Here is a 24,345-nt window from a genome sequence, read left to right on the forward strand (position 1 = left end):
CCCTCAGGAAGTTGCTTGCCAATTTAATAATTTTTGGACTGCCATGGAAATGCTTCTTTCGTAAATTTAGCTTGTTGAGGTATCACAAAATGTTGTGAGTGGCACAATAGTTTTATGTTTCACAAAACTTTTGAAAATGCTTATCATAAATTAAAGGAAGGATAAGTGAATTGTTTAACAAAGAAAGCTATCATAAAAGGAGGAAGTATTTGGATGTTTGATAATCTGTTTGCAAAGGGTAAAATCGGGACAATGGAAATAAAAAATAGAATAGTATTTACAGCAATGGGTAATGCATTAGCTAATCCCGACGGGACCGTATCCCAAAAAGATATCCACTTTTATTCTGCAAGAGCAAAAGGGGGAGTCGGACTTATAATTACAGAATGTACAGTGGTTGACGAAAGAGGAAAAGGTAATACAAGGCAGATATGCGTCTATGATGACAAATTTATCCCGGGTCTTAAAGCTTTAGCAGATGAAATTCATAAATATGATGCTAAAATAGTAGCTCAGATTTATCATCCTGGAAGACAGGGAATTTCGGCTATAAACGGAAATTTGCCAATGCCAGCGCCAAGCAAGATAGAATGCAAGGTGGTACGCCAACCAGTTGAAGAAATGACTATTGAACAAATTGAAGATATGATAGACAAGTTCATAAATGCAGCAGTAAGAGTCAAAAAAGCAGGTATAGATGGTGTTGAGATTCATGCAGCTCATGGATACTTGGTTAACCAGTTTTTGAGTCCTTACACTAACAAAAGAACGGACAAGTATGGTGGAAGTCTTGAAAACAGAATGAGATTCCTTGAAGAGATAATTTTAGGTATAAGAGAGAAATGTGGTAAAGACTATCCTCTGTTAGTAAGGTTATCAGTTGACGAATTTTTAGGATTGGTAGGCCTTCCTGAAGAAGGACTGCACCTTGAAGAGAGCATCAAAATAGCTCAAAGGTTAGAAGCTTTGGGTGTGGATGCACTCGATATAAGCTGTGGAATATATGAAACTATGAATGTAGCATGGGAACCTATATCTTTTGAGCAAGGGTGGAAGATATATTTGGCTGAAACAATAAAAAAAGCTGTAAACATACCTGTAATAGCAGTATCAGTTATAAGAGACCCAGAGTATGCAGACCAGTTAATTAAAGAAGGAAAAATCGATTTTGCAGGTTCGGCAAGACAACATTTTGCAGACCCCGAATGGGCAAATAAGGCAAAAGAAGGTAGAGTAAATGAAATAAGAAAATGCATCTCTTGCCTGTATTGCATGGAAACTCTTATGAAGGCTGACTTGACAGGTATTCCTTGTCAATGTGCCATTAACATCCAAGCAGGAAGAGAAGATGAACTTAGCAGCTTTAAAGAAGATGGCGAAGGAAAAATTGTTGCAATAATTGGTGCAGGACCTGCTGGACTTGAGGCTGCAAGAGTTTTAGCACTCAGAAGATACAAACCCATTGTATTTGAGAAATCGGATAAAATAGGTGGTATGCTTCAGCTCGGTTGTAAACCACCTAAAAAAGAGAAAATTAAGTGGCTAATAGATTATCTAAAATCCCAGGTTGAAAGGTTAGGTATTGAAATAAGGTACAACTGTGCACCTACTATAGAAACTTTAAAATCTCTTAATCCTTATGCAATATTTATTGCGCACGGTTCAAAGCCATTGATACCACAAACAATTGCAGGGATAGAAAGCAAAAATGTGCTGACTATTGAAGATATTTTGAGTGGAAAAATGATATTGAAGAATAAAAAGGTGGCTGTAGTTGGGTCTGGATTGACAGGTCTTGAAACTGCTCACTACCTTGCTGAAAATAACAATGATGTTAGCATATTTGAAATGGCCGACGAAATAGGACCGGGAGCATATTTTCAAAATTTAATAGATGTACTCAACCATCTAAAAGCCTTTAATGTTAAGCTGTACCCGAAACGAAAATTGGTAAAGATAGATGAAAATATAGCCATCTTCGAAAATACTGAGACTAAAGCCCAGGAAGAATATGAGTTTGATTATATTGTACTTTCTCTGGGAAGAGTTTCAAATAAAGAGTATGTTGAAGAAATAAAATCTAATTTTGATAAAGTGTTTGTACTTGGAGATGCCAAAGAAATTGGAACTATAAGAAATGCAATGGAATCTGGATTTTTAACCGCCTATAATCTGTAAACTGGATAATAAATAAAAATTTAGAAAGAATATATAAGCCATAATTCTCAAGCCTTTATGACATAAGAAAATTTTCTAAATTTTAAACAGGCTTGAGATTATGGCTTTTTTTATCTAACTTGAGCCTTAGGTTGTTCTACTGCTGCCGTGCTTGCTGAGAAAATAGTTTATGAATTTCTCTGCTGCTGGACTAATTTTAGTATTCTTCTTTACAATAAACCCTACATCCCAAAATACATCCGGCTCATCTATGGGTATGCAACAAATGTTATTGTATTTTTCAACATGAGTTAACTTTTCAACAAAAACAAAAATACCTTTATTTAATTCAACAAAGTCGTAAGCAACATTGAGGTCATGACTGGATTTATAATAAACATTGGGAGTAAACCCAGCTTTTTTGAAATGTTCCATGAGAACACGCTGAATTCGGAAAGTATCATCTAAAATAATAAACTTTTCATCTTTGAGGTCCTCAAATTTGATACTTTTTTTATGTGACAATGGATTATTTTTATTCACTATCGCGATAAGGTTTTCTTTTATCAAGTGATAGTATTTGAATCTCTTCTTATCTTTTGGCTTCACTGTAAGCGCTAAATCAAGAAATCCATTTAAAACATTCAATTCACAATCCACATCTGTATATTCTCCTATTTCAATTTCAATGTTACAATACTTACTTTCAAATTCAACAATCTCTTTTACTCCTAAAACCTGTAAGGTCCCTGGCGCAAAACCTACTCTCAGCCTTTCTTTTTTCTTGTTTACCATATCATTAATTTCTGCAACAAAATTCTCGAACTCTTTTACTAAAGCTTCTGCCTTTGGCAAAATATACTTTCCAAGCTCAGTTGGATAAACCCCTTTAGAATCTCTGTAAAAAAGAGGCGCACCAATTTCTTTCTCTAAGTTCTTGATTATCCTGCTTATAGCCTGCTGAGTAATGAACAACTCTTTCGCCGCTCTTGAAAAGCTATTATTCTGGCACACTTTAACAAAATATTTTAATGAAGTTATATCCATCCATATCACCCTAAAATTATCGACATTTATTCAACACCCTTTCTGCCTCTTATTATATAGATTAAACACCTGATAAGTCAACTTTTTAACAATCTAAATAGCACTTAGTTAAGACATATTTGCCAACTAATTTATTGCAGAATAGAGAATGAAAAGTTTCATGAATCTTGCCATCTTTGAGTCCCTATATTTTCTAGTAAAGCTTTTTTATCTAAAAGATGTTTTATATCAAGTTGAAACTCAGAAAATGGAATGAGAAATTTACAATTATGTAGATTTCTATAATCTTTTTTTGTACTTCTTTTTGACTTTGTCAGTTTGAAGCTCAAAAAGCTTGGGAGGACTGGGAATTACAAAATTTGGACACAGATTTTGTCACTACATCATTTGTTAATACCAATAAATTCTAAACCTTCCTCATATGTTATGAAATTTTTTGCCCCTTGTAATTTTTTGATGTTTCTTTTGAATGGAAGATTACACCTTCTATATCCCTGTCAGGTGGAGGCAGTCTCAATTCTTTTTATGAGTTTTTCCTCACTATCTTTGCACATTCTCTCGCTTTGGCAAATATCTCTACACCTATTCGAGAGTAACTTAAAATTATGTATTGACATATGTAAAGTAATTGTAATATAATTTAATTAAGTAAAGGATTTATTAAAAAGAGGAGGAATTTGTATAATAAAAAGATTTTTAAGTATCATGACGATTTTTATATTTATATTTGTATTTAACCTTTCTTTATCATATGCTGAAGATGAAGAATATAGCTTAATCAATAGCCACTCTCTACAAGATAGCGAATTAATATAGAAAGTTTGCTTAACATTAATTACGTACTAAAAAGTCCCAAAAATTATTTAAAGATTGATGATGATGGAACAATTAATACTAAAGGAAGCAATAAAAGAGATAGTTGAAGATAATAATTTAATAGTAAAGTACAAAGAATGTATAAAATACCTTAACTTAGCTATCAAAGAAGGAATTATAGACTTAAGGATGACTTCAGTATACATCTTTCTACAAATAGTCAATCAAATTCATATATACAAATGGAAATGCTGCTTTAGCATACTCTGCAAAAGTTGCATTTTGGACATCTAAAGTAAGAGAAGGTGGTGATTGGGATTACAAACTAATATATGGGTGGAATAAATTATATAAAATAATTATTAATGGTAATGTGAAATATGTTTATGGAGAAGATATTGGTAATATTAATTATGGATATACGGGTAGATCATTACCCCTTCCAGCAGTAGTTTTATGCTCAGCTGCAGGACTTGTTCAAATATTATCTGGAACATGGGATATTTTTTACTATAAAAGCTATTTTGATGATCAGAAAGATCAAGAAGCAATTATGAAAGGGATATCATGGTATGAGCAAGGTTTATAAATCTAATGGCTTAACTAAAATAAATGTTTGTTTTTTTAAAAAGATATTAATCAAAGTGCTGAAAATAATATTAATACTAACCTTATTATTTTCTTTCCTTGTTTACTGGCTATTTTTTGACATGAACAGACTTCCTCATGGTGAATTTTTGAATGAATCTTTATCTCCTAACCGAAAATACAAACTTAAATTTTACTTATGTAACGGTGGTGCAACAACAGCATTTGCAATAAGAGGAGAGCTGTGTTATAAAAATGGCTTAAAAATTAGAAATATATACTGGAACTATCCAGAAGATAAAGCAGATGTTAAATGGATAAACAATCATGTGGTTATAATTAATGGTCACAGATTAGATATTTTTAAAGAGTCTTTCGATTTTAGAAAAGAGTCTGTGAAAAGGATGATAGAAGGAATTATAGAAAAAAATAGAGGGGGCGGCTTACATTGATAAACGTAAGCAACCTCCTTTATTGTCCATTGGACTTACTTTTAATCTGACTTTTGCAGAAAGTCAAAAAAATAGCCTGCAATCCATTGAAAATAGGCTCTTTGTCAAGAGTTGGGGTGGCTGCTCTGAATGCTACCTTTTAATTTTTAACTGAATATGTGTTTAATTACATCAATAATATTCGTAACTCTTCTATCACAAAAGCTCATAAATGATTCTAATACCCCTACTAAAAAACCTTAAATATCTGCTCCTACTCTTATCTTGCTAAACTTAACAAAATCCTCTTCCTGAACCTCTCAAAATTCCTAAACCCATATGCGTTCCTCTTTAATACCTTTATCTTATTGTTAAAACCTTCCGTTATGCTATTTGTGTAAGGAACATCAAAACTTGCAACTATTTCTGAAAACCAGTTCCTAAACGTTTGTATACATCTTTTAAACTCTGCTATGTTGCTTCTTTTTGCTGTATCCAGCCACATCTTGAGGTTTTCTCTCGCTTCACAACTATCCTTGCTCTCTAATACTTTGTTAAATTCTTCCTTGAGTCTATGTGCCTTCCTTAATTCAGAAGCATATATTCTCTGAATTCTATAATCGTGAACTTTTGAAGTTTGCTGTTTGCAATTAGGGCAAGTATGGTAGTAGAGAAGAAATACTGAATGTTTATTCGAGTCGAATTTCATAATCATCACCAAGTTTAGTATATACCGAAACTGAATATTTATCAACCGCAATTTATCTCAATCTTATAGAAGATTGAGACTTCTTGCGATAAGAGCGTTAAGACTTATTGACACGTGTGATTAACACGTGTTATAATATAGCTGTAAGGAGGAGGTGAGCTTGAAACCAAAAGAATTAATAAAAATACTTGAAAAAGATAAATAGTATGAAGTTAGACAAAGAGGCTCTCACAAACAGTTTAAGCATCCCGTGAAAAAAGGATTAGTAACAGTTCCATATCATAACAAAGATCTTGACCCAAAAACGCTAAATAGTATTCTTAAGCAAGCAGGATTAAAATAAAACCCTGCTGCTTAAGATTTTAACATAGAGTCATACTCTTTAAAAGTAACACATTATAAAGGTTATACTTTGAACGAAAGGAGGTTAGACAATGGCTGATAAGTACATTTTCCCAGCTATTTTTGAACCAGGCGAAAATGGTGGATATTGTGTTTATTTCCCTGATTTGCCTGGATGCATAACAGAAGGCAAAACACTTGAAGAAGCTTTATATATGGCTAAAGATGCTTTGGAATTACATTTATATGGCTTAGAAGAAGACAACGAGGAAATCCCTGAACCTACTCCACCTGAAAAGTTAGATGTTCCTAAAGGTGCTTTTGTTGTTCCAATTGTTGTTTATATGCCACCTGTGAGAGAAGAAATGGCAAATAAAAGTGTGAACAAGACTGTAACACTGCCGCGGTGGTTAAATAAAGCTGCTGAAGAAGCTCATATTAATTTTTCTCAAGTTCTGCAGCAAGCCCTAAAAGAAAAGCTTGGTATAAAAGAACGCTTACAAACTTAAAGGGGATGTCCTAAAACTATAATTTTAATAACCAGAATTGGCCATTTAATAGTATTAATTGTTAATATTGAGCTATATAGCAAACAAATATAGGGTTGACGGGTAGTATTACCCCCAATCCCTCTCAATATATCTCAATATTTTATTTTGTTCCCTTTTTTCTTATTTATTTGATATATAAACAAAATCTTTTTTCATGTCTATTTTCTTACTGGCCTTTTGTGCTAAATTTTATCCAAACTCTTTATCCTTTGTCAACATCCATTTCTCGTTTTTTTAATTTTCATTTTTTAAATTCAGCTCATTCATGCTTTAATTTGCTTTTTTTTTCTTTAAATTTCTACTTGCACCGAATAGTGCAGGTTAAATACCCTCACCAAAACCACTCTTTCGCTTAAACAAAAGGTTGAGTTCTGTAGAAAGTTCAAAGAGGAAAGGCAAAAATAAAAGCGCTTTTTTCTTTTTTGTGATATAATTTTATGAAAGAGTTTGAAAAAAGCTGTGTGGATGTGTTATATTATGAAGCAATCTTGAGAGGTCTTTTGATGGAAGAAGGAAAAACTGTATTTAAAAGAGATGTCGATATTGTCAACTTGAAAAATGCTAATATTTTTCTTAAGTACAGCATAATCAAGGATGGGATAATTCTAAAAGACCATGAAGAAAGAAGCTTGTTTGAAGTAAGTGTCCTCAGAGAATACCTTGATTTTAGCTATTATTCTGAAATATATAATCAAAAGATTCTTGAAAGTATAAAAAATAAATAATTTTTTAGAAAAGACCAGAAGGATATTTAGCACAAAGAAGGTGGAAGATGTGAAGGTTTTACTTTGCCAGATAAATCCCATTGTTGGAGATATCGAGGGTAACACAAAAAAGATAATTGAGATTATAAAATCCCACAGAGATGCAAAAATTCTTATATTCCCAGAACTTTCAATTTGCGGATATCCTCCAAAAGACCTTTTGTTCCAAAAAGATTTTATAGATGCAATTGATAAGGCAATAGACCAAATTGCAAAAGAAGTGGAAGATAGCTATGTAATTGTAGGTAGCCCAACAAAGAGCCACCATGTTTCAAAGCTTTTCAACAGTGCTATTATTTTCTACCGGGGCAAAATTGAAAAGATGATGCACAAGACTCTTTTGCCCTCTTATGATGTATTTGATGAAAACAGATATTTTACACCAAGTCCTACAAGAGAGGTTGTAACTATTGAAGGGATAAACTTTGGTATAAGCATATGCGAGGATATCTGGAACATAAATAACGATGAAAATGCAATGTATGACATAAACGTACTTGATGAACTTTTTCAAAAGGGTGCAAAGGTGTTTATAAACCTGTCAGCATCACCCTATCACTACACAAAACTTAAAACTCAGCGGCTAAAAGTTTTGAAAGAGGCTGCAACAAAGTATGGCATTCCTGTTATATATGTGAATCAGGTTGGCGGGAATGATGAGCTGATATTTGACGGAAACAGTGTTGTGCTCAGTTCAGACGGCAGGCTCGTGGCAAAAGCAAAAGAGTTTGAAGAGGATATTTTAGAAATTGAGCTTGAAAAGATTGACAATATGCCTGAAGTTGACATACATGAAGACATCTCGTGGATTAAAAAAGCACTTGTGCTTGGTATAAGAGATTATTTTGAAAAGACTGGAATAACCAAAAAGGCAGTAGTAGGTCTTTCTGGGGGGATTGACTCGTCAGTTGTTTGCTGTTTGGCGGTCGAAGCTCTCGGCAGGGAAAATGTGCTTGGTGTTGCTATGCCATCGCGATATTCTTCAGAGCACAGCTTAAAAGATGCTCAAAAGTTAGCAAGTAACCTTGGCATAGAATTTAGGGTTTACTCAATTGAAGAGCCGTTTAAAAGTTATCTTAAAATGTTCAATGGAAGCGAAGTTGCTCTGCAGGACTTGGCAGAGGAAAACATTCAGGCGCGAATTCGCGGAAATATCCTCATGTTTATATCAAACAGGGAAAACCGGCTTGTTTTAACAACAGGGAATAAGTCTGAGCTTGCAGTTGGATACTGCACGCTTTACGGTGATATGGCAGGCGGGCTTGCAGTTATATCCGATTTGCCAAAAATGCTTGTGTATGAGCTTGCAAGGTATATAAATAGGGAAAGAGAAATAATACCACACAACGTTTTAGTAAAACCACCGTCTGCAGAGCTTCGCCCCAACCAAAAAGACCAGGACACTCTCCCAGCATATGAGGTGCTTGACCCAATACTTGTTGCATATATAGAAGAGCAAAAGAGCATAAATGAAATAGTGGAAATGGGATACCCAAAAGAGCTTGTACTCAAAGTAATAAAGATGGTGGAAAGAGCAGAATACAAACGAAAACAGGCAGCACCAGGCTTGAAAGTAACATCAAAAGCGTTTGGTTTTGGCAGGCGCATGCCAATTGTCCAGAGATGGGTGTAAGAAAAGGCCAAGGAGGAAAACGCAAAAAATTTCTTCTTAAACCTTGGCCTTTATTCTTCTTTCTCATCATCTATTTTAAATTTTTCTACAATATTATTCATTTCGTTCATATTGCTTGCTATTGCTAACATCACACTATTTAATTCTTCCATATTAGCTGTCAACTCTTCTAAGGCTGTATAAACATTCTCACTTTCTTTTTTGCTATTCTCTGCAATAGTCTCTATATCTAATACTTGCTCTTTCGTATTTTCAACTAAAATCTTAAGTCCTTTCATTGAGTCAAAAATTTGCTGGATCTCTTCTGATATCTGATTATTTTTATTCACTATTTCCAACAAATGAATTTGAACATTATCAGATTGATTCATTAAGTTCTTTACTCGTTGGTTAATATTATTCAGCTCTTCAGTTAACCTTTCAATAAAATTCATAACTTCCACTAAATAGCTACCAATTACAGAAGCTGATGATTTAACCTCTTTTGCTAATTTTCTTATTTCATAAGCAACAACTGAAAAACCTTTTCCATAATCTCCCGTCCGTGCTGCCTCTATCTCTGCATTGAGAGCTAACAAATTTGTTTGAGAAGCAATATTTTCAATTTGTTTCCTGATCTTATTCATAAAATTCATTTTTTCATTAAGAAGATTTGCATTTTCATTATTTTTTTTAATTACAGTTCCAATATTAGTTAATTCAGACAAGAAATTCTTTATTGTTGTTTGGCTCTTTAAAGTAAAATCCAATACTTCTTTAGCATTTGAATTAATAGAATCTGCTTTTTCTAAAACATTTGTGTATTTTTTATCTATTTCCTCTATATTATTCCTGGTAGCTTTTGTTTTTTCATTTTGTTTTATTATTCCATCAACAATATTGTACATACTGCTTGTAGCTTCATTAATTGCTTTAGTATTTTCTGAAATAGCTTGGCTTGTATCATTCATTACAAAATTTATTTGTCCGCTCATTTTTTTTATTTTTGAAATTATTTCTTTGAGACCTTTGACCATAAACATATAAGCCAAAGAAACTTCCTTTATCTCATCATTTGAATTAACATTCAAAGTTATATTTCTCAAATCACCAGCAGCTATTTTATTTGCATATTCCACCATTTGAAGAATTGGTCTTGTAATGTTAGTTGCTAATACGAAGCTACCACTCACAACTATAAAAATAATTAAAACAAGGGCAATACATATTCCCAAAACTGTGTTGTTCATTTCTCTATTTATCATTACCTTAATGTTATAACCATATTGAATCTCATTTCTTATAAATTCTTGAATAAGCGACTCAAAATTAGTAGTATTCTCATATATAGTTTCTAACGCCTCATTTAATTTCTCTGTAGGTGATTTATTTTTTATCATTTTTCCTATCTGTGCAGATTGCTCTGATAGAGTTTCAAGCATATTTAATAGTGAATCTATGGAGACTATACTGTCTTCGTTTTTCAATTTTCTTTTAATATTTTCCAATCTGCTTTTTGCTTCACTTATAATTTGTGTTTGAGTCCCCTTTTCAAATTCAATTTTTCCAAAAACTATATCTCTCATAATATTGTCAAAATTTTCTTTGAACTTTCCTGCTATGCCGTTTATATCTGTTATGTTGGTAATAATGTTATTATATGATTCAACATAAGAATAAAGCCGCCATAAAAAGTATATACTAACCATAATCGTAAACACCAATAATATGAGTACTACAAATATAATCTTTGTTCTAATCGATAATCTTATCCTTTTTAAAAATTTAATATTTATTCTCATTTAACTTCATGCCACCCTATTATTATTTTTTGTTAATAGATTTTGAATAAAAATGAATATCGTCAACAAAATTCCGATAAAAATTTTTGTCCACCAAGAATTCAGGGTACCATCAAAACTAATAATACTTTGAATAGTCCCCAATATTAACACACCAAACATTGCACCAACAACATTCCCTACACCGCCAGTAAGAAGTGTACCACCTATGACAGACGAAGCTATCGCATCCAATTCAACTCCTTGAGCATGGAGCGGATACCCTGAAAGCATATACAAACTAAAAATTATTCCTGCAATTGCAGAATACAATCCATTCAATGTATAAACTAATATTTTTACCTTTGTTACTGGAATCCCCATTAAAATAGCAGAATTTTCATTACCACCTATTGCATATAGATATCTCCCAAAACTTGTGTAGTTAGCAATATAATAAGAAATACACACTATAAAAAGAGCTATCAAAACGGTAGGACTTATAAATGCATTTGAAAATAATTTTATTCTTGCACCTGCTAAAGAAACGTAGAACTTGTTGGTAATATTTATTGTTTCTGTACTTATAACTGCTGTCATTCCACGTGCGAAAAGCATTCCGGCAAATGTCACAATAAAGGGTTGGATTTTAAATATCTGAATTAATACACCCTGAACATAACCTATTAAACTGCCTACAACTAACACAATAATCATCGTTATTATAGGGTTAAACTTGAGATTTTCTAATAAATATGCTGAAATCATACACACAAGAGCAATAACAGCACCTACTGATATATCAATTCCACCTGTCAATATAACAAAAGTAATTCCAACCGCTGTTACAATTAAAAATGCATTGTCAATAAATAGGTTACAAAAAACCTGAGGTGATAAAAAGCCGGGGTATCTTATTGCACCAAAAAGATACAAAAGAATAAAAAGCGCTATAGTAATAACAACTGTAATATTCTTTTTATTCACAATGTTATTCATTGGACAGTTGCCCTCCCTTCGCAAACAAAGAACGCATAAAATATCTTGTCTGTTCTGATTGAATTATACAAATAATTACAACCACAATAGCTTTAACTACAGGTAAAACTTCTGGTGAAACACCTTTAGCATACATTGATGTAGTAATACTTTGGACAATCAATGCCCCCAACAAACTCCCTGCCAGAGAAAATTTTCCACCATTGAGAGAATTACCTCCCAATGCAACAGAAAGTATAGCATCCAGCTCAATATTTAGACCTGCGTTATTGCTGTCTGCACACTTAATTATTGAACTAATTATCAAACCAGCTACACCAGCACAAAAACCCGAAATTATATAAACTGAGAGGATAATATTTTTTATATTTATACCAACAAACTTACTTGCCTTTGGATTTATACCTGTTGCTTGAAGAAATAATCCATAAGCAGTGTTCTTAAGAGTAATAGTTAAAATGAAAAATATTAGAAGTGCAAGAAAAATAGAGAATGGTAATCCTAATAAAAAACCATTTCCCAGATAACTATAAGGTTTATAGTAAACTGTTATTATTTGACCTTCAGTTATAAGCTGAGCAATTCCTCTTCCAGCCACTAACAAAATAAGCGTTGCTATAATCGGTTGAATGCCTAAGCGTGATACTAATAAACCATTCCAGAGTCCCATCAATGATGAAACTAGCAATGCAACCAAAACAGCAAACCAATAAGGATGTTGAGGAACACCAGATACATTTCCTCCTACTATTGAAGCTGCAACAGCACCTGAAATTGCTGCAACTGAACCTACTGAAATATCAATCCCCTTAGTTGCAACAACTAATGTCATTCCCATTGAAATAATCATAAGTGAGGACGCCCTATTAATAATATCAATTATCATTCCGTATAAATGACCTTCTTTTATTTCTATTTTTGTAAATCCATTAGTAAAAAGAACATTATAAATTGTAATTAAAATCAGTATGACAAGTGGCCAAAACAATCTGTTCTGTGTAATTCTGCTAATGCTTTTATTCTGCATATCAATTACCTCCTGCAATCATCTGCATAACCTTGTTTTCATTTATATCATCATCTATTAGTTCACCTATTTTTCTTTTGTCTTTAAAAACTGCTAATCGAACAGCACATCTTACAACCTCTTCTAATTCACTTGAAATAAAAATAATAGAAATTCCTTTTTTTGCAAGTTCAAACATAATCCTTTGAATTTCTGTTTTTGCTTCGACATCTATACCCTTTGTTGGTTCATCTAAAATTAAAAGTTGTGGGTCTGTCGCTAACCAACGTGCAACAATTACTTTTTGCTGGTTTCCTCCACTCAAATTTTTTATTAATTGTTCAGGGGAAGGAGTTTTAATGTTCAATAAATCAATATATCTTTTTGTTATTTCTTCCTGAACATTTTTTGGTATATATTTAAAAATACCCCTTTTAGCTTGTAGCGCAATAATTATATTTTCACGAACACTCAGTTCATCAAAAATTCCTTCATATTTTCTATCTTCGGGGCACAAAGCTATCCCTCTTTTTATCGCCGTTAAAGGACTCTTTATCTTTACCTCTCTACCGTTTACTCTAATATTGCCTTCATCCGGACTTTCAAGTCCAAATAGTAAATGTGCAGTTTCTGTCCTACCAGAACCGAGAAGACCAGCAAAACCTACGATCTCTCCTTTCTTAATTTTAAGATTCAAAGAATCTATATAGTTTCTCTTTTTTATATTTTCTGCTTCAACAATAACCTCACTTTTAACATCAACCATCAATGAACGCTTATCGATTGTTTCTAACTCTTTTAGCTCCCTTCCTATCATTTTTTCAATTAATTGAACCTTAGGTAGTTCTTCTGTTTTAAATTCTCCTATCAACTCCCCATTTCTTAATACTGTTATTTTATCAGAAATTTCATAAACTTCATCTAAAAAATGAGTGATGTATATTATGCCTATACCTTTTTCTTTTAGCGTTTTTAAAACATTAAACAAATTTTTAACTTCCCATTTTTCTAAGCTCGATGTAGGCTCATCTAAAATTAAAACCTTAGATGACATACTCAATGCTCTTGCAATAGCTACCATTTGATGTACAGCAACAGAGTATTCACTTAAATTCCTCTTCACATCTATGTCAAGTCCAATTTCACCTAATATTTTCTTAGCTTCCCTATAAATTTCAACCCATTTTATTTTTTTACTCCCTTTTATTTTCTGACCTATGAATATATTCTCAGCAACAGATAAATTAGGACACAACGACGTTTCCTGATAAACTGTACTAATGCCTAACTGCTGAGCATGTGCTGCATTTCTGGGATATATTTTTTGCCCTTCTAAAATTATTTCTCCTTCATCCATTCGTTCAACTCCAGTTAATATTTTTATAAGAGTTGATTTTCCTGCACCATTTTGTCCCATTAAGGCGTGAATTTCCCCTTTATTCAAATTAAAATTTACTCCTTTCAATGCAACAACGCCTGGAAATTTTTTATGGATGTTTTTCATTGCTAGTAAAGTCGCCATATCAAAAATCCTCCCTTTTAAATTTGAAACTTCCCAACTACCGTCTATAATTTTGTTGGCTGCAAACTTATTAAAGTTTGCAGCCAACTTTATCAAATCCCCTTTCTTTATAGCTAATACTGACGAGTTGGTAAAACTTTCTTTGCAACTTCCGCTGGAAATACACCTTCGTTCGGGCATATCTTTCTTGGTACTTTTTTACCACTCATTAGATCTTTCACAGTTTTCATCAATAACGGACCAAGCAGTGGAGTACATTCTACAGTACAATTTAACTTACCTGCTATCATAGCTTCAAATGCTCCTTTAACTGCATCTATTGAAACGATAATAATATCTTTCCCTGGTCTCAAACCAGCTTCTTCTATCGCTTGAATTGCGCCTAAAGCCATATCATCATTATGAGCAAATAACACATTTATTTTTTTCTTCAAGTCCGTTTTTAACCATGCTTCCATCACTTCTTTACCTTTTGCCCTTGTAAAATCTCCACTTTGTGAAACTATGATTTTGAAATTAGGATATTTTTTAATTACATCTCTAAAACCTTTTGCTCTATCATTTGCAGGTGCACTTCCAACCGTTCCAACTAATTCTGCAATATTAACTGTTCCTTTCCATTTTAGTTTATTTGTCATGTAATCAACTAACCATCTTGCAGCTTTTCTTCCTTCTTCAACAAAGTCATCTCCAATCCAACAAACGTATAAATTAGGATCACTTACCTTTACAGTCCTATCAACTAATATGACTGGTATTCCTGCATCTTTGGCTTCTTTTAAAACCGTATCCCAACCTGTCTCAACTACTGGTGAAAAAGCTATTACATCCACTCTCTGAGCAATAAAAGATCTTATTGCTTTAATTTGGTTTTCCTGTTTTTGCTGGCAATCTACAAATTTAAGAATTATACCTTCTTTTGCCGCTGCTTCTTTTATTGACTTAGTATTAGCCGTCCTCCATTCACTTTCCGCTCCAATCTGCGCAAATCCTAACACAATTTTCTTTTTAGTTGATGTAGACTTAGATGAAAATGCAAACAAAGGAATAGAAAATAACAATGCGAATACCATAATGATTGCAATAAATTTTTTCATGCTTTTCATTAATAAAACCTCCTCACCTTTTATAAATTTTTGACACTTTTATTTTATATAGTTGATTTGCACTATTCAATTAAATATTTTTTTATTTTGTTTAGATAATTTTTGAAATGATTAATTATTTTTTACGAGAATTATAAAAATTTTTGAATATACTTTGAGTATGAAGTTTATTTTTGCTATTTAATTATTGCTACTTGACAAATTATATCTCAATCTTTTATCTGCAGCTAATATACTATTGACATATATGATGCTTTTGTGAAAATATATAGTTAAAAAATGAACTGCGTTTAACGAGGTGGAATAAAATGTTAAAGATTTTCATAGTAGAAGACGAGACACCAGTGAGAGAAAGAATAAGAGATATTATCAACAATTTTCAAGAAGAATTTATATATTGCGGTGAGGCAAGTGACGGTGAATTAGCATATCCAATTATCTGCGAAATTAAGCCAGATATTGTTATAACTGATATAAAGATGCCTCTTGTTGACGGACTTGAACTTTCAAAATTAATAAAGCAAAGTATGCCATGGATAAAAATTATTATAATAAGCGCATATGAAGACTTTGAATATGCAAAAGAAGCTCTTTCAATCGGTGTAGAAGAATATTTGATAAAGCCATTGACATCACATGAGATTATTAGTACGCTTTGGAAGGTTAAAGAGAAAATAGAAAATGAAAGACGTCTGACTATTAATTTGCATTATTTAGAAAAAGAATTGAATGAAAATAAAAATGTACTTGAGAAAAGGTTTTTTAATAAGTTACTTATGGGTTCCTTTAAAACAAGTGATTTGCTTATTGAAGCTTCAAATTTAAACTTCAACATAGTAGCAAAATATTATGGAATTATTTCAATGGAATACTATCCTCAAAAACCTGAATATGACACATATGATGAATTTTTGAAGTTACAAGAGATGATAAATCGTTTACTGGAGCTAAATAATGAAAATGTTTTAACATATAAAAAATCAGAGTCTGAAATCATAATTATTCTTAAAAGCAATGACAAAAAGGTATTAGAAGAAAAACTATATTCTTTAGCTGAAACATTACAATATGAAATAGAAAGATCTACTATTTATAAAACTTACATAGGAATAAGTTCTATTTGTGAAAGGCTATCTGAAATCCCTGAGGCCTACAAAGAATCACAAAAATCCAAAAGCATTTCTTTAATCTTCCCGGACATAAAAATAAAAGATTCTTGTGATTCAAATTCACTTTTTGAATCTCACGAAGATATAGAAAAAATTCATAATATTGAAATTGACGCATTAATAAAATTCAACGACCTCTCAAAATTGAATGAAATTGTTGACGAAATAACTAAATTATATGTTGAGTTTAAAAGCAAATCATTTTTATTAGTTTATTATCTTTATTTAAAGGTTGCAATTAAGTGCTTCAATATTCTGTCTGAATATAGTTCTGAGGTAAGAATAATAAATAAAATAATTAATCATCTGTTTTCTGTTTCAGATGCAACAACTGATCGATTTAGAATAATAATTAAGGAATTATTGGAAACAACTATAAATGCAAAACTACAGTTATTTACCAAAAAATATGACTCCACAATTAAAAAAGTAAAGGAAATAATAGAAAAGGAATACAACAATCCATCCTTGAGTTTAAGCACAGTAGCAGAGAAAGTAAATATGAGCATGAGCCATTTGAGTTTTATATTTAAACAAGAAACTGGTCAAACTTTCATAGAATATCTTACGAATATTCGATTAAATAAAGCAAAAGAACTACTAATCTCATCCTCTCTAAAAGTTACCGAAATCGCTACAATGGTTGGATATAATGAACCTCATTATTTTAGTTATCTTTTCAAAAGAAAAACTGGTCTTTCCCCCCAAGAATTTAGAAATAAAAACAGTGTGGGAGGTATCCATGAAGAATGATAAAAAATTTTATAAGTAATCTCTGTAGGCTTTTACAGTTACCGTTTGCTTACTTAACTAACAAGGTTTCTATTAATATAAAGTTGACTATTTCTTTTATTCTCATAATACTCCTTTCAACAATTCTAAATTTGATATTAGTGATCAACTTTTTATCGTACAGTGATAAATATAACCAAGTAGTTACTAACATAACATTAGCTAATAGCATGAATAAAATTGCTTCAGAAAAAATTTGCTCAGAACTGTGGTTTATTGTAGCAGGAAGAAAAAATTTTAAAGACGGAGAACAATATAAATATCTGAACTTATTAGAGAATAAAATATATCAATTAAAAGTTTTAGACCCTTCAGAAGAAAGTACAATTAGGTTAGATATTTTGTCGAGAACAATTGATACATTTAAAAAATACATAGATGAATTAGGAATAAAAATAAGTAAAAAATCTAAATACGAAGAAAATGTTAAACTCTGGAATACTATTTGTGAAATTGCTTCTTTAATCGAAGAAAATATTTATGAATACAAAATATTTGAGACCAACAGAATTGCTCAAATATATAATGAAACGCAGTTAAGCTTTAAAAAATGGTTTGTTAAATACACATTCTTAATGCTGTGTATTATTTTCTTCTGCTTTATAAATGCTTTGATAATATCTCAAAGTATCTCAAGACCTATAAAACTTCTTTATAAAAATACTTCCTTGATTGCTGAGAAACATTTAAAATTGCCGAAAGAAGATATAACCAATGAAATAAAAGGTTTAAAAAATAACTTTGAAATATTAATCAATGAATTAGAAAAGTTAATTCAAAAGAGTATGGAAGATCATGAAAAAGCAAAAAAAGCAGAATTAAAAGCCCTCCAGGAACAAATTAACCCTCATTTTTTATATAATACGTTGGATACTATAATTGGAATGATAGAAAAAAATGATAACGCTTCCGCTATTAAAATGGTTAAAGACCTTTCCCAATTCTACAGAATCTCATTGAGCAAAGGAAAAGTGTGGGTAAAAGTAAAAGAAGAAATTTCTCACATTGAATATTATCTACGCATTCAAAAAATTAGATATTCTGACATCTTAGAGTATGAAATTGTGATTGATGATAGAATATTAGATGCACAAATATTAAAGTTCGTTTTGCAACCAATTGTAGAAAATGCCATCTATCATGGAATAAAACCAAAAAGACAAAAAGGAAAAATTACTATCAAAGGTATGTTAGTAGACAATACTATGTTGTTTGAAATCACAGACAATGGTGTGGGCATACCTCCTGATAAGTTAAATTCCTTGAAAAACATTTTATACAATGGTGATGAAAATAATAACTTCCAAGAAATTAGTTTTGGACTTCTCAATGTACATCAACGAATAAAAATATATTATGGTAAAGATTATGGACTTGAAATAGAAAGCTCTCCTTTAGTTGGCACAACAGTTAAGCTGAAAGTTCCTTTTTTCAAAACTAATAATTCTTAAGAATTTTTGTTGTACCATTCAAATTCACTATCTCTATTAAGTTCTTTGATGTTGATGTTCCTTGTAAATAATAAATTTCATTTCTTTTTTCTAATTTAAAGTCTGTTTCTATTTTTCTCTTTGTTTTTACTATAATATTTGCTTCAAGTAACTTTCCTGTAAATAGCTGAATATTACCTCCTCCAACAGTTAGAAAAGACCTCATCCCATACCCACTTATTCTATCAATCTTTGCAACAATATTCCCTTTTGTTGTTGAAACTTTGAAGCTGCCTGTTTTTTCGATTTTGAGGTTTATGTTGCCTTTTCCATTGTTTATTGAAAATTCACCACTGACATAGTCAAGCTTGATATCACCTTCACCATTTTTAATGTCAAGCGGTGCATCTGTGTTTGTCACTGCAATGTTCCCCACTCCATTTACTATGTAAACAGAACCATTTTTAACATCTGAGATGCTTACATTGCCGCTATTGTTTTGAACAACTACTTTGCAGTCCTGCGGCAGGAAAACCTCAAATTCAAATTCTCTTTTTGGATTTGAAACCTTGTTAGCTAAAACTGCCTCAGCACTGCCGTATGCCCTTGCCTTTACATAGACCCTGTCAACTTCATTTTCAATGCTGGCATCCATGTCATCAAAAATCTTTTGCAGTTGCTTTCTATCGAGCTCCTTGACATTGCTGCCACTTTCATTATATGTCCATACCACTTTTTTGACGTACCTTACAGTAATGTCAGACGTGACTTTCCCTCTGATGATAATAGAAGAGCTGTCACAGTCAATGACAAAAGCCTTTCCTTTATAATCTAAAACCATCCACCTTCCTTCCTGTGAATACTCTTTTGTCTTTGCTTTTTGAGGCGTGCAAGCAGCAAGCATAAAAAGAATTGCCAGTAAAATGGCTATCAATTTGAACTTCATAAAAATCCCCCTTGAGTTTTCAAAAGAAAGAAAAGACCTCAAAACAATTTTTATATAGAAATTGTATAATAAATGCTCCTTTTTGTATACTACCCAAAAGCCAACTTTGTAAAGTTTGCTTAAAATCTCAAGGGGTACTATTGTCAAATCTCAACAGTCCACGCACACTCATCTTTTCTGTTGATAAACACATAAAGTTTGCCGCCTTCTTTTTCCACAACCTGCGCAGTGATATCGCTATTTTGGAGGCTGAGTTTTGTAAAATAGTCTACAATGAGGTGTTTTGCCACATTTGTGTTTTGAGAGATTTTTTCCACAAGACAATCTATATATATCTGGTCGTTTTGATAAAGTATTTTATCGCAAAGACTTGTTGTTTCTTTTATATCCACTATATCCTCTTTCCTGACAGATGATACAATCAAAACCTCTGGCACTCTGTACTCTCCAAACCTGTATTTTTTTATATTCACAATAGACGCAATGTACATCCTATTAAAAATCTCATTTTTCGAAAGCTTGTAAGCAAGCCAAAGGTCATAGTTTGCAATGTATGCTCTTTGAATATCCACATTTACCGCAACACAGTCTGCTGCTATATCTTCAGGCGTCAAAAACCCTGATATGCACTTGACATACACGCCCCACAGCCCGATTTTCTTGTTATAGTCCTCTTCTATATTTATCCCATTTTCAAGTATCATCTTTCTCTTGGCTGGGTCTACCGGGACATAGACAATCACGTTCAAATCCCTCCACAATCTTTTGTACTTTTTCTGCAAGTTCTTTCAGTTTAAAAGGTTGCTTTTTTAGCTTTTCACACAGCATTTTAAGCTGCAGGACATTTCCAAATACCAAACAGTCACTCTTTTGGACTGAGTGGTCTATTGAGCCTTTGTTGACAACAGCGTCTGAGCCAATGGAAAGCATTGTCTGTTTTATTATATTTGCCTGTGTGGGTGTCAGGTCTTCAATATATATGTGAAGATACACCATTTTTCTGAGAAGATACTCCTTTGCGTACTTGTCAGGCCCCACTTTTTCAATGTACTTTTTTAGCTTTTCTATATCATTTTCCACCAAATAACAGTTCAATTTTAAATTTCCCCTTTCTTAAGAGCAGATTAAATTTTCTCTTACCTATATTTTAACCTACAAATCTTGACATTTTGATAGTAATAAAGAAGAATCTGCTTATAATTTTTTCCCTGGCGTGCAAGATAGTTTGCCCCCCACTGGCTCATCCCAAGCCCATGTCCATACCCTCTTGTTTGAATTCTCACTCCCCTTTTGTCAGGGTAAATCCAAAACTCTGTTGAATAAAGTCCAAAGATGTTTCTGAACTGATTCCCACTCAAAATTGTATTTCCTACTTTAACACATCTTACTCTTTGTGTAGTTGTCCTTTCAATTACTCTTATCTGGGAAGATATATTTTTCGTCTCCACCCTCAACCCAGGAAAATATTTTTTTAATCTTTTTATAAACTCACCATAGGTAAAATAAAATTCACCTGAAAATTTTGGACATGCCTCCTCACCACGACTCACAACACTTTTCAAATAAGCAACATCCTCTCCAAACACCTCTTTAGCATCCTCAGTTTTTCCTCCGGATGCGGCATGAAACAGGCTATCTATAATCTGCCCTTTGTACACCAGCACCTCTCCTTTTGTTTCTTTCACAGCCATGTGTATCTTTTTATAGTACTTTTCAAAGTTTTTGCCCCACTTTTGTTTCATCTCATCCTTGTCAATGTATGCCTGGCAGTGGGAAAAATCATCGCAAAGGTAAACCTTTTTTCCTTCATATCCTTCGTGCAAAGCTTTACCTACAATCCTTCGCGCAGCGTATGTCCTTGAAGCAACTGCCTGGGCTTTTAAAGCCTCCAAGTTAAACTCGGCAGGCATCTCTGCTGCTACAACGCCTATGACATATTCTTCAAGCGAAATCCTTTCAATCTTGTTTTTCTCTTTTCTTAGAAGACTTATATAAATATCATCTTTTTGATTTTTGCTTTGTAGAGTGGTGGATGCAGATTGAGTTTTGCTTTCTTGTACAATATTGTCTTTTTCTTTCTGCACGTTTTTTGAGTTATTGAGTGCAGGTTTTGCAACAATATTTGCAATCAAAAGCACAACGAGAGCAAGCAGCATCAAAGTTGTGTCAAGCCAAGATATATTAAACCTTCTTTTACTCACCTCTTTTTTCAAGTCCACCTCCAACTTTCAAGACAATTATGGTTACATCATCTTTTATCAAAAACGAATTAGAAATTGCCCATTCAAAAATCTGTTTAGCACTGCTCTGGGTTGACACAAACTGGTTTTTGGCAATAAACTCTTTCAAAATCCTGTCACCATCCTCGCCCAAGAGCTCAAAAAGCCCGTCAGAGAACATAAATATCATGTCACCCTTTTGAAGCTTGCAGGTTGAAAAATCAAACTGACTCTCGGCTTCTATTCCAACCGGAAGAGAGTTTGACTCTACCGTCAAAACCTCATTTCCTCTTTTTATGAAGGTTGGCATTGCCCCGGCTTTTAAAAACTCGCACAAAAGTGTAAATCTGTCTACGCACACAACGTCAACAGATGCAAACCCCTCACCATTTTTAATTGAAAGAAGAGAGTTTATAAACTTTATCGCAACTTTTCTGTCAAACCCAAGCGATGAGAATTTTTTAAGAGCATCTATAACAATGAAGCTGTTTTCTGAAGCCATTTTTCCTGTGCCCATACCGTCTGATATGCAAGCTAAAAACTTTCCGTTTTTGAGCTGTAAAAAACATACCCTGTCACCGTTTATGTTTTCTTTGCTCTTTGAATATATAGAATAATCTATTTGCACTTCTGGCTTTTTAATAATGGAAATTGTATATCCACCTGAGATTTTTGGTACCTCTGATATAATTTCTACACCGCAGCCTACAACCCCCTTTACAATCTCTTCTATCTCCATTTTCTTTGGTGCTTTAAACCCATCTTTGAGGTCTATATCTATCTGAAAATAATTATCATATACAACATACTCAACCTTTTCAACCTCATACCCGAACCGCGCAAGTTCAAGTTCAATCTCTCTTGATGTTCCCCTGTCTTTTTTTGCTTCATTTTCAGCCATCTTTGCAGCATCAATCACAATGTCCTTTAAAATCTCTATGTGCGTCCTGAACACATTTTCCTTGGGATTTGACGCCTTTTGAACAAGCTTTGAATATTTCAAAGATTCCAAGAAACCATTTATAACCTTTACAAACTCTTTGGATTTTTCACACAAAAATCTAAATTCTTTTAAATCCTCTTGAGAAAGCTTTCCTTTCTTCAATATTATATTTTTTATCTCGTTCAAACTATGATTTGTCCTTTGATAATCTATGTTCCAGCACACATTGGAATTGCTGCAATCTAAACAAAGTTTTTGGCATGCACTTTGAACAATATTCTTTGCTTCGTCCTTGCAAATTAAAACTGCTGGTTTGCTGCAAGCATTCTGCTGTATATTCTCAAGCACAGACGCAACTCCAAAAATCTTTTCTTTTATCATCCTCTGTACCTCCCTCTCATCAGTACTTTTTAATTTTACAATTTTTTCTAATGGAAACAAGCAGAAAAGCACGGCAGCTACCAAAATTTCGCGGACTCTTACCGTTGGGTTTGACGATATGTAAAACATGGATATGACGTATCCGCAAAATCCCCCAAGAGCAATTCCAAGCTTGCCAAACCCTTTGAAAAGCCCTGCAACAAGGCTTGAGAATGCAAATACACACGCCACCTCTATACTTCTTCCTCCTTTTATGCTCTCTAAAAGTCCAATAACAAACCCCATTGCAGTAGCTATTGTCATCCCATGGAAAAGCGATATCGCAAAAATTAGAATGAAAAACAGCACGCATCTTACAGAAAGCACCGAATCAAAACCATTTGAAAGCCCCAAAAAACTCAAAGCCAGAACTACAACCACAATCACTGTCTGTTCAGCTGCATATGTTTTTTTGGAATAAACTGCATCAAAAAACCTTTCAAACATAATTGTTGCCCAAAAACAGCCAATCATCTCAAGCACAAGATATAAAAACTCTATCGGCGGTTTTGAAAACAGGAAAATAGAAATGCTGCCGCTACTACCTACGCTCAAAGCGCAAAGCAATGCCTTTGAATAAAGGTTTAGGTCAAAAAAGTGGTTTATTGTGGTTATCAAAAGAATGGAAAGAACATATTTTAATACTGAGCTTCTATCTGAGCACGAAATTATCCCGAAGATGGAAAAAAGTGAGGCTAAATAGTACATGTAATCCTTCTTTTTAAAACTTGCAACATATGCACAAGAAAAGAAACTCCTTGAAAACAGGCTGCATCTTCCAAGCAAAAAAGCTAAAATCAGAATAAAAAACTCCTGTGCACTAAACACCAAAAACCGGTCTGATATAGTATCCTTTGAACTTTTTGTCTGCTGTCTTTTAAACTGCAAAACCTCAAGTCTTTCCAAGGCAACATCATCTCCTTTTGTATAAATTCTCAAAATCTTTTGTATGCTAATTGCCTGTACAATTTATTGTACTTGCCCTCCTCTGTATT

At 32.8% G+C, this 24,345-nt stretch carries 20 protein-coding genes and 3 pseudogenes; 10 read left to right on the forward strand and 13 right to left on the reverse strand.

Annotation, left to right across the window (positions count from 1 at the left end; translation table 11 throughout):
* Positions 1-213: 213 nt before the first annotated feature.
* Positions 214-2,178 carry an oxidoreductase gene (locus OTK01_RS12075; protein WP_029227789.1) on the forward strand — a complete coding sequence of 655 codons (1,965 nt, stop codon included), beginning with the start codon at positions 214-216 and terminating at the stop codon, positions 2,176-2,178.
* 126 nt (positions 2,179-2,304) lie between these two features.
* On the opposite strand, the gene OTK01_RS12080 is transcribed toward OTK01_RS12075, so the two are convergent.
* Together OTK01_RS12080 and OTK01_RS12085 are read right to left on the reverse strand one after the other, a co-directional pair.
* Entirely contained in the window at positions 2,305-3,204 is a 900-nt protein-coding gene (locus tag OTK01_RS12080) for a LysR family transcriptional regulator (RefSeq protein WP_029671882.1), read from the reverse strand.
* A gap of 185 nt (positions 3,205-3,389) precedes the next feature.
* Positions 3,390-3,515: pseudogene (locus tag OTK01_RS12085) on the reverse strand (IS481 family transposase); the annotation flags it as partial.
* 568 nt (positions 3,516-4,083) lie between these two features.
* Here OTK01_RS12085 and OTK01_RS12090 point away from each other — a divergent pair.
* From OTK01_RS12090 to OTK01_RS12100, 3 genes are read left to right on the forward strand one after another with little or no spacing between them, the layout of a single operon-like run.
* Positions 4,084-4,314, forward strand: a complete 231-nt coding sequence (locus tag OTK01_RS12090) for a hypothetical protein (RefSeq protein ID WP_232841641.1) — start codon at positions 4,084-4,086, stop codon at positions 4,312-4,314.
* A 34-nt stretch (positions 4,315-4,348) separates the two neighbouring features.
* Positions 4,349-4,609, forward strand: a complete 261-nt coding sequence (locus tag OTK01_RS12095; RefSeq protein WP_232841651.1) for a polymorphic toxin type 44 domain-containing protein — start codon at positions 4,349-4,351, stop codon at positions 4,607-4,609.
* A complete protein-coding gene (locus tag OTK01_RS12100; protein ID WP_013431625.1) occupies positions 4,593-5,060 on the forward strand; it encodes a DUF5412 family protein in 468 nt (155 codons plus the stop codon). The genes OTK01_RS12095 and OTK01_RS12100 overlap by 17 nt, the downstream gene beginning before the upstream one ends.
* 259 nt (positions 5,061-5,319) lie before the next feature.
* Here OTK01_RS12100 and OTK01_RS12105 read toward each other — a convergent pair.
* Positions 5,320-5,634, reverse strand: a pseudogene (locus tag OTK01_RS12105) (ISL3 family transposase); the annotation flags it as partial.
* A 274-nt stretch (positions 5,635-5,908) separates the two neighbouring features.
* Here OTK01_RS12105 and OTK01_RS12110 point away from each other — a divergent pair.
* From OTK01_RS12110 to OTK01_RS12125, 4 genes and pseudogenes are all read left to right on the forward strand, one after another.
* Positions 5,909-6,091: pseudogene (locus tag OTK01_RS12110) on the forward strand (type II toxin-antitoxin system HicA family toxin).
* Positions 6,092-6,182: 91 nt separating this feature from the next.
* The gene (locus OTK01_RS12115) at positions 6,183-6,599 is read left to right on the forward strand and encodes a type II toxin-antitoxin system HicB family antitoxin (protein WP_013431623.1); all 417 of its coding nucleotides are present in this window, start codon (positions 6,183-6,185) and stop codon (positions 6,597-6,599) included.
* Positions 6,600-7,144: 545 nt separating this feature from the next.
* Positions 7,145-7,366, forward strand: a complete 222-nt coding sequence (locus OTK01_RS12120) for a nucleotidyltransferase domain-containing protein (protein WP_269011618.1) — start codon at positions 7,145-7,147, stop codon at positions 7,364-7,366.
* Between the two features lie 49 nt (positions 7,367-7,415).
* Positions 7,416-9,038 carry an NAD+ synthase gene (locus OTK01_RS12125; protein ID WP_029227793.1) on the forward strand — a complete coding sequence of 541 codons (1,623 nt, stop codon included), beginning with the start codon at positions 7,416-7,418 and terminating at the stop codon, positions 9,036-9,038.
* A 50-nt stretch (positions 9,039-9,088) separates the two neighbouring features.
* Here the strand turns inward: OTK01_RS12125 and OTK01_RS12130 are convergent, their stop codons facing one another.
* The 5 genes from OTK01_RS12130 to OTK01_RS12150 form a co-directional block, all read right to left on the reverse strand.
* Entirely contained in the window at positions 9,089-10,819 is a 1,731-nt protein-coding gene (locus OTK01_RS12130; RefSeq protein WP_029227794.1) for a methyl-accepting chemotaxis protein, read from the reverse strand.
* Positions 10,820-10,825: 6 nt separating this feature from the next.
* Positions 10,826-11,797, reverse strand: a complete 972-nt coding sequence (gene yjfF / locus OTK01_RS12135) for a galactofuranose ABC transporter, permease protein YjfF (protein WP_029227795.1) — start codon at positions 11,795-11,797, stop codon at positions 10,826-10,828.
* Complete coding sequence (locus OTK01_RS12140; protein WP_029227796.1) at positions 11,790-12,824, reverse strand: ABC transporter permease; 1,035 nt, start codon at positions 12,822-12,824, stop codon at positions 11,790-11,792. Before OTK01_RS12140 ends, yjfF begins: the two co-directional genes overlap by 8 nt.
* A gap of 1 nt (position 12,825) precedes the next feature.
* Positions 12,826-14,325, reverse strand: a complete 1,500-nt coding sequence (locus tag OTK01_RS12145; RefSeq protein WP_029671886.1) for a sugar ABC transporter ATP-binding protein — start codon at positions 14,323-14,325, stop codon at positions 12,826-12,828.
* Positions 14,326-14,438: 113 nt separating this feature from the next.
* The gene (locus OTK01_RS12150) at positions 14,439-15,422 is read right to left on the reverse strand and encodes an ABC transporter substrate-binding protein (protein ID WP_029227798.1); all 984 of its coding nucleotides are present in this window, start codon (positions 15,420-15,422) and stop codon (positions 14,439-14,441) included.
* Positions 15,423-15,739: 317 nt separating this feature from the next.
* Between OTK01_RS12150 and OTK01_RS12155 the strand changes: the two genes are divergently transcribed.
* Complete coding sequence (locus OTK01_RS12155) at positions 15,740-17,353, forward strand: response regulator (RefSeq protein ID WP_029227799.1); 1,614 nt, start codon at positions 15,740-15,742, stop codon at positions 17,351-17,353.
* A complete protein-coding gene (locus OTK01_RS12160; RefSeq protein WP_029227800.1) occupies positions 17,350-18,843 on the forward strand; it encodes a sensor histidine kinase in 1,494 nt (497 codons plus the stop codon). The genes OTK01_RS12155 and OTK01_RS12160 overlap by 4 nt, the downstream gene beginning before the upstream one ends.
* Here OTK01_RS12160 and OTK01_RS12165 read toward each other — a convergent pair.
* The 5 genes from OTK01_RS12165 to OTK01_RS12185 form a co-directional block, all read right to left on the reverse strand.
* Positions 18,830-19,768 (reverse strand): DUF4097 family beta strand repeat-containing protein, encoded by a 939-nt coding sequence (locus tag OTK01_RS12165; RefSeq protein WP_029227801.1) that lies wholly within the window; start codon positions 19,766-19,768, stop codon positions 18,830-18,832. The two genes, OTK01_RS12160 and OTK01_RS12165, sit on opposite strands and share 14 nt — an antisense overlap.
* A 143-nt stretch (positions 19,769-19,911) precedes the next feature.
* Entirely contained in the window at positions 19,912-20,511 is a 600-nt protein-coding gene (locus tag OTK01_RS12170; RefSeq protein ID WP_029671887.1) for a hypothetical protein, read from the reverse strand.
* Complete coding sequence (locus tag OTK01_RS12175) at positions 20,462-20,863, reverse strand: hypothetical protein (protein WP_029227803.1); 402 nt, start codon at positions 20,861-20,863, stop codon at positions 20,462-20,464. Before OTK01_RS12175 ends, OTK01_RS12170 begins: the two co-directional genes overlap by 50 nt.
* A 41-nt stretch (positions 20,864-20,904) precedes the next feature.
* Positions 20,905-21,981: a stage II sporulation protein D gene (gene spoIID, locus OTK01_RS12180; protein WP_029227804.1), complete on the reverse strand. Its 1,077-nt coding sequence runs from the start codon at positions 21,979-21,981 to the stop codon at positions 20,905-20,907.
* Positions 21,962-24,256, reverse strand: a complete 2,295-nt coding sequence (locus OTK01_RS12185; protein WP_029227805.1) for a SpoIIE family protein phosphatase — start codon at positions 24,254-24,256, stop codon at positions 21,962-21,964. The genes spoIID and OTK01_RS12185 overlap by 20 nt, the downstream gene beginning before the upstream one ends.
* Positions 24,257-24,345 lie beyond the last annotated feature (89 nt).

The sequence above is a fragment of the Caldicellulosiruptor acetigenus genome, from assembly GCF_026914305.1.
GTDB classification, from domain to species: Bacteria; Bacillota; Thermoanaerobacteria; order Caldicellulosiruptorales; family Caldicellulosiruptoraceae; genus Caldicellulosiruptor; species Caldicellulosiruptor acetigenus.

What these genes read in the sequence shown, in the direction of transcription:
- OTK01_RS12100 (WP_013431625.1), top strand. Translation starts at nt 4,593, where the DNA reads ATGAGCAAGGTTTATAAATCTAATGGCTTAACTAAAATAAATGTTTGT.
- OTK01_RS12115 (WP_013431623.1), top strand. Translation starts at nt 6,183, where the DNA reads ATGGCTGATAAGTACATTTTCCCAGCTATTTTTGAACCAGGCGAAAAT.
- OTK01_RS12120 (WP_269011618.1), top strand. Translation starts at nt 7,145, where the DNA reads ATGGAAGAAGGAAAAACTGTATTTAAAAGAGATGTCGATATTGTCAAC.
- OTK01_RS12140 (WP_029227796.1), bottom strand. Translation starts at nt 12,824, where the DNA reads ATGCAGAATAAAAGCATTAGCAGAATTACACAGAACAGATTGTTTTGG.
- OTK01_RS12150 (WP_029227798.1), bottom strand. Translation starts at nt 15,422, where the DNA reads ATGAAAAAATTTATTGCAATCATTATGGTATTCGCATTGTTATTTTCT.
- OTK01_RS12090 (WP_232841641.1), top strand. Translation starts at nt 4,084, where the DNA reads ATGGAACAATTAATACTAAAGGAAGCAATAAAAGAGATAGTTGAAGAT.
- yjfF (WP_029227795.1), bottom strand. Translation starts at nt 11,797, where the DNA reads ATGAATAACATTGTGAATAAAAAGAATATTACAGTTGTTATTACTATA.
- OTK01_RS12155 (WP_029227799.1), top strand. Translation starts at nt 15,740, where the DNA reads ATGTTAAAGATTTTCATAGTAGAAGACGAGACACCAGTGAGAGAAAGA.
- OTK01_RS12165 (WP_029227801.1), bottom strand. Translation starts at nt 19,768, where the DNA reads ATGAAGTTCAAATTGATAGCCATTTTACTGGCAATTCTTTTTATGCTT.
- OTK01_RS12145 (WP_029671886.1), bottom strand. Translation starts at nt 14,325, where the DNA reads ATGGCGACTTTACTAGCAATGAAAAACATCCATAAAAAATTTCCAGGC.
- OTK01_RS12075 (WP_029227789.1), top strand. Translation starts at nt 214, where the DNA reads ATGTTTGATAATCTGTTTGCAAAGGGTAAAATCGGGACAATGGAAATA.
- OTK01_RS12160 (WP_029227800.1), top strand. Translation starts at nt 17,350, where the DNA reads ATGATAAAAAATTTTATAAGTAATCTCTGTAGGCTTTTACAGTTACCG.
- OTK01_RS12080 (WP_029671882.1), bottom strand. Translation starts at nt 3,204, where the DNA reads ATGGATATAACTTCATTAAAATATTTTGTTAAAGTGTGCCAGAATAAT.
- OTK01_RS12130 (WP_029227794.1), bottom strand. Translation starts at nt 10,819, where the DNA reads ATGAGAATAAATATTAAATTTTTAAAAAGGATAAGATTATCGATTAGA.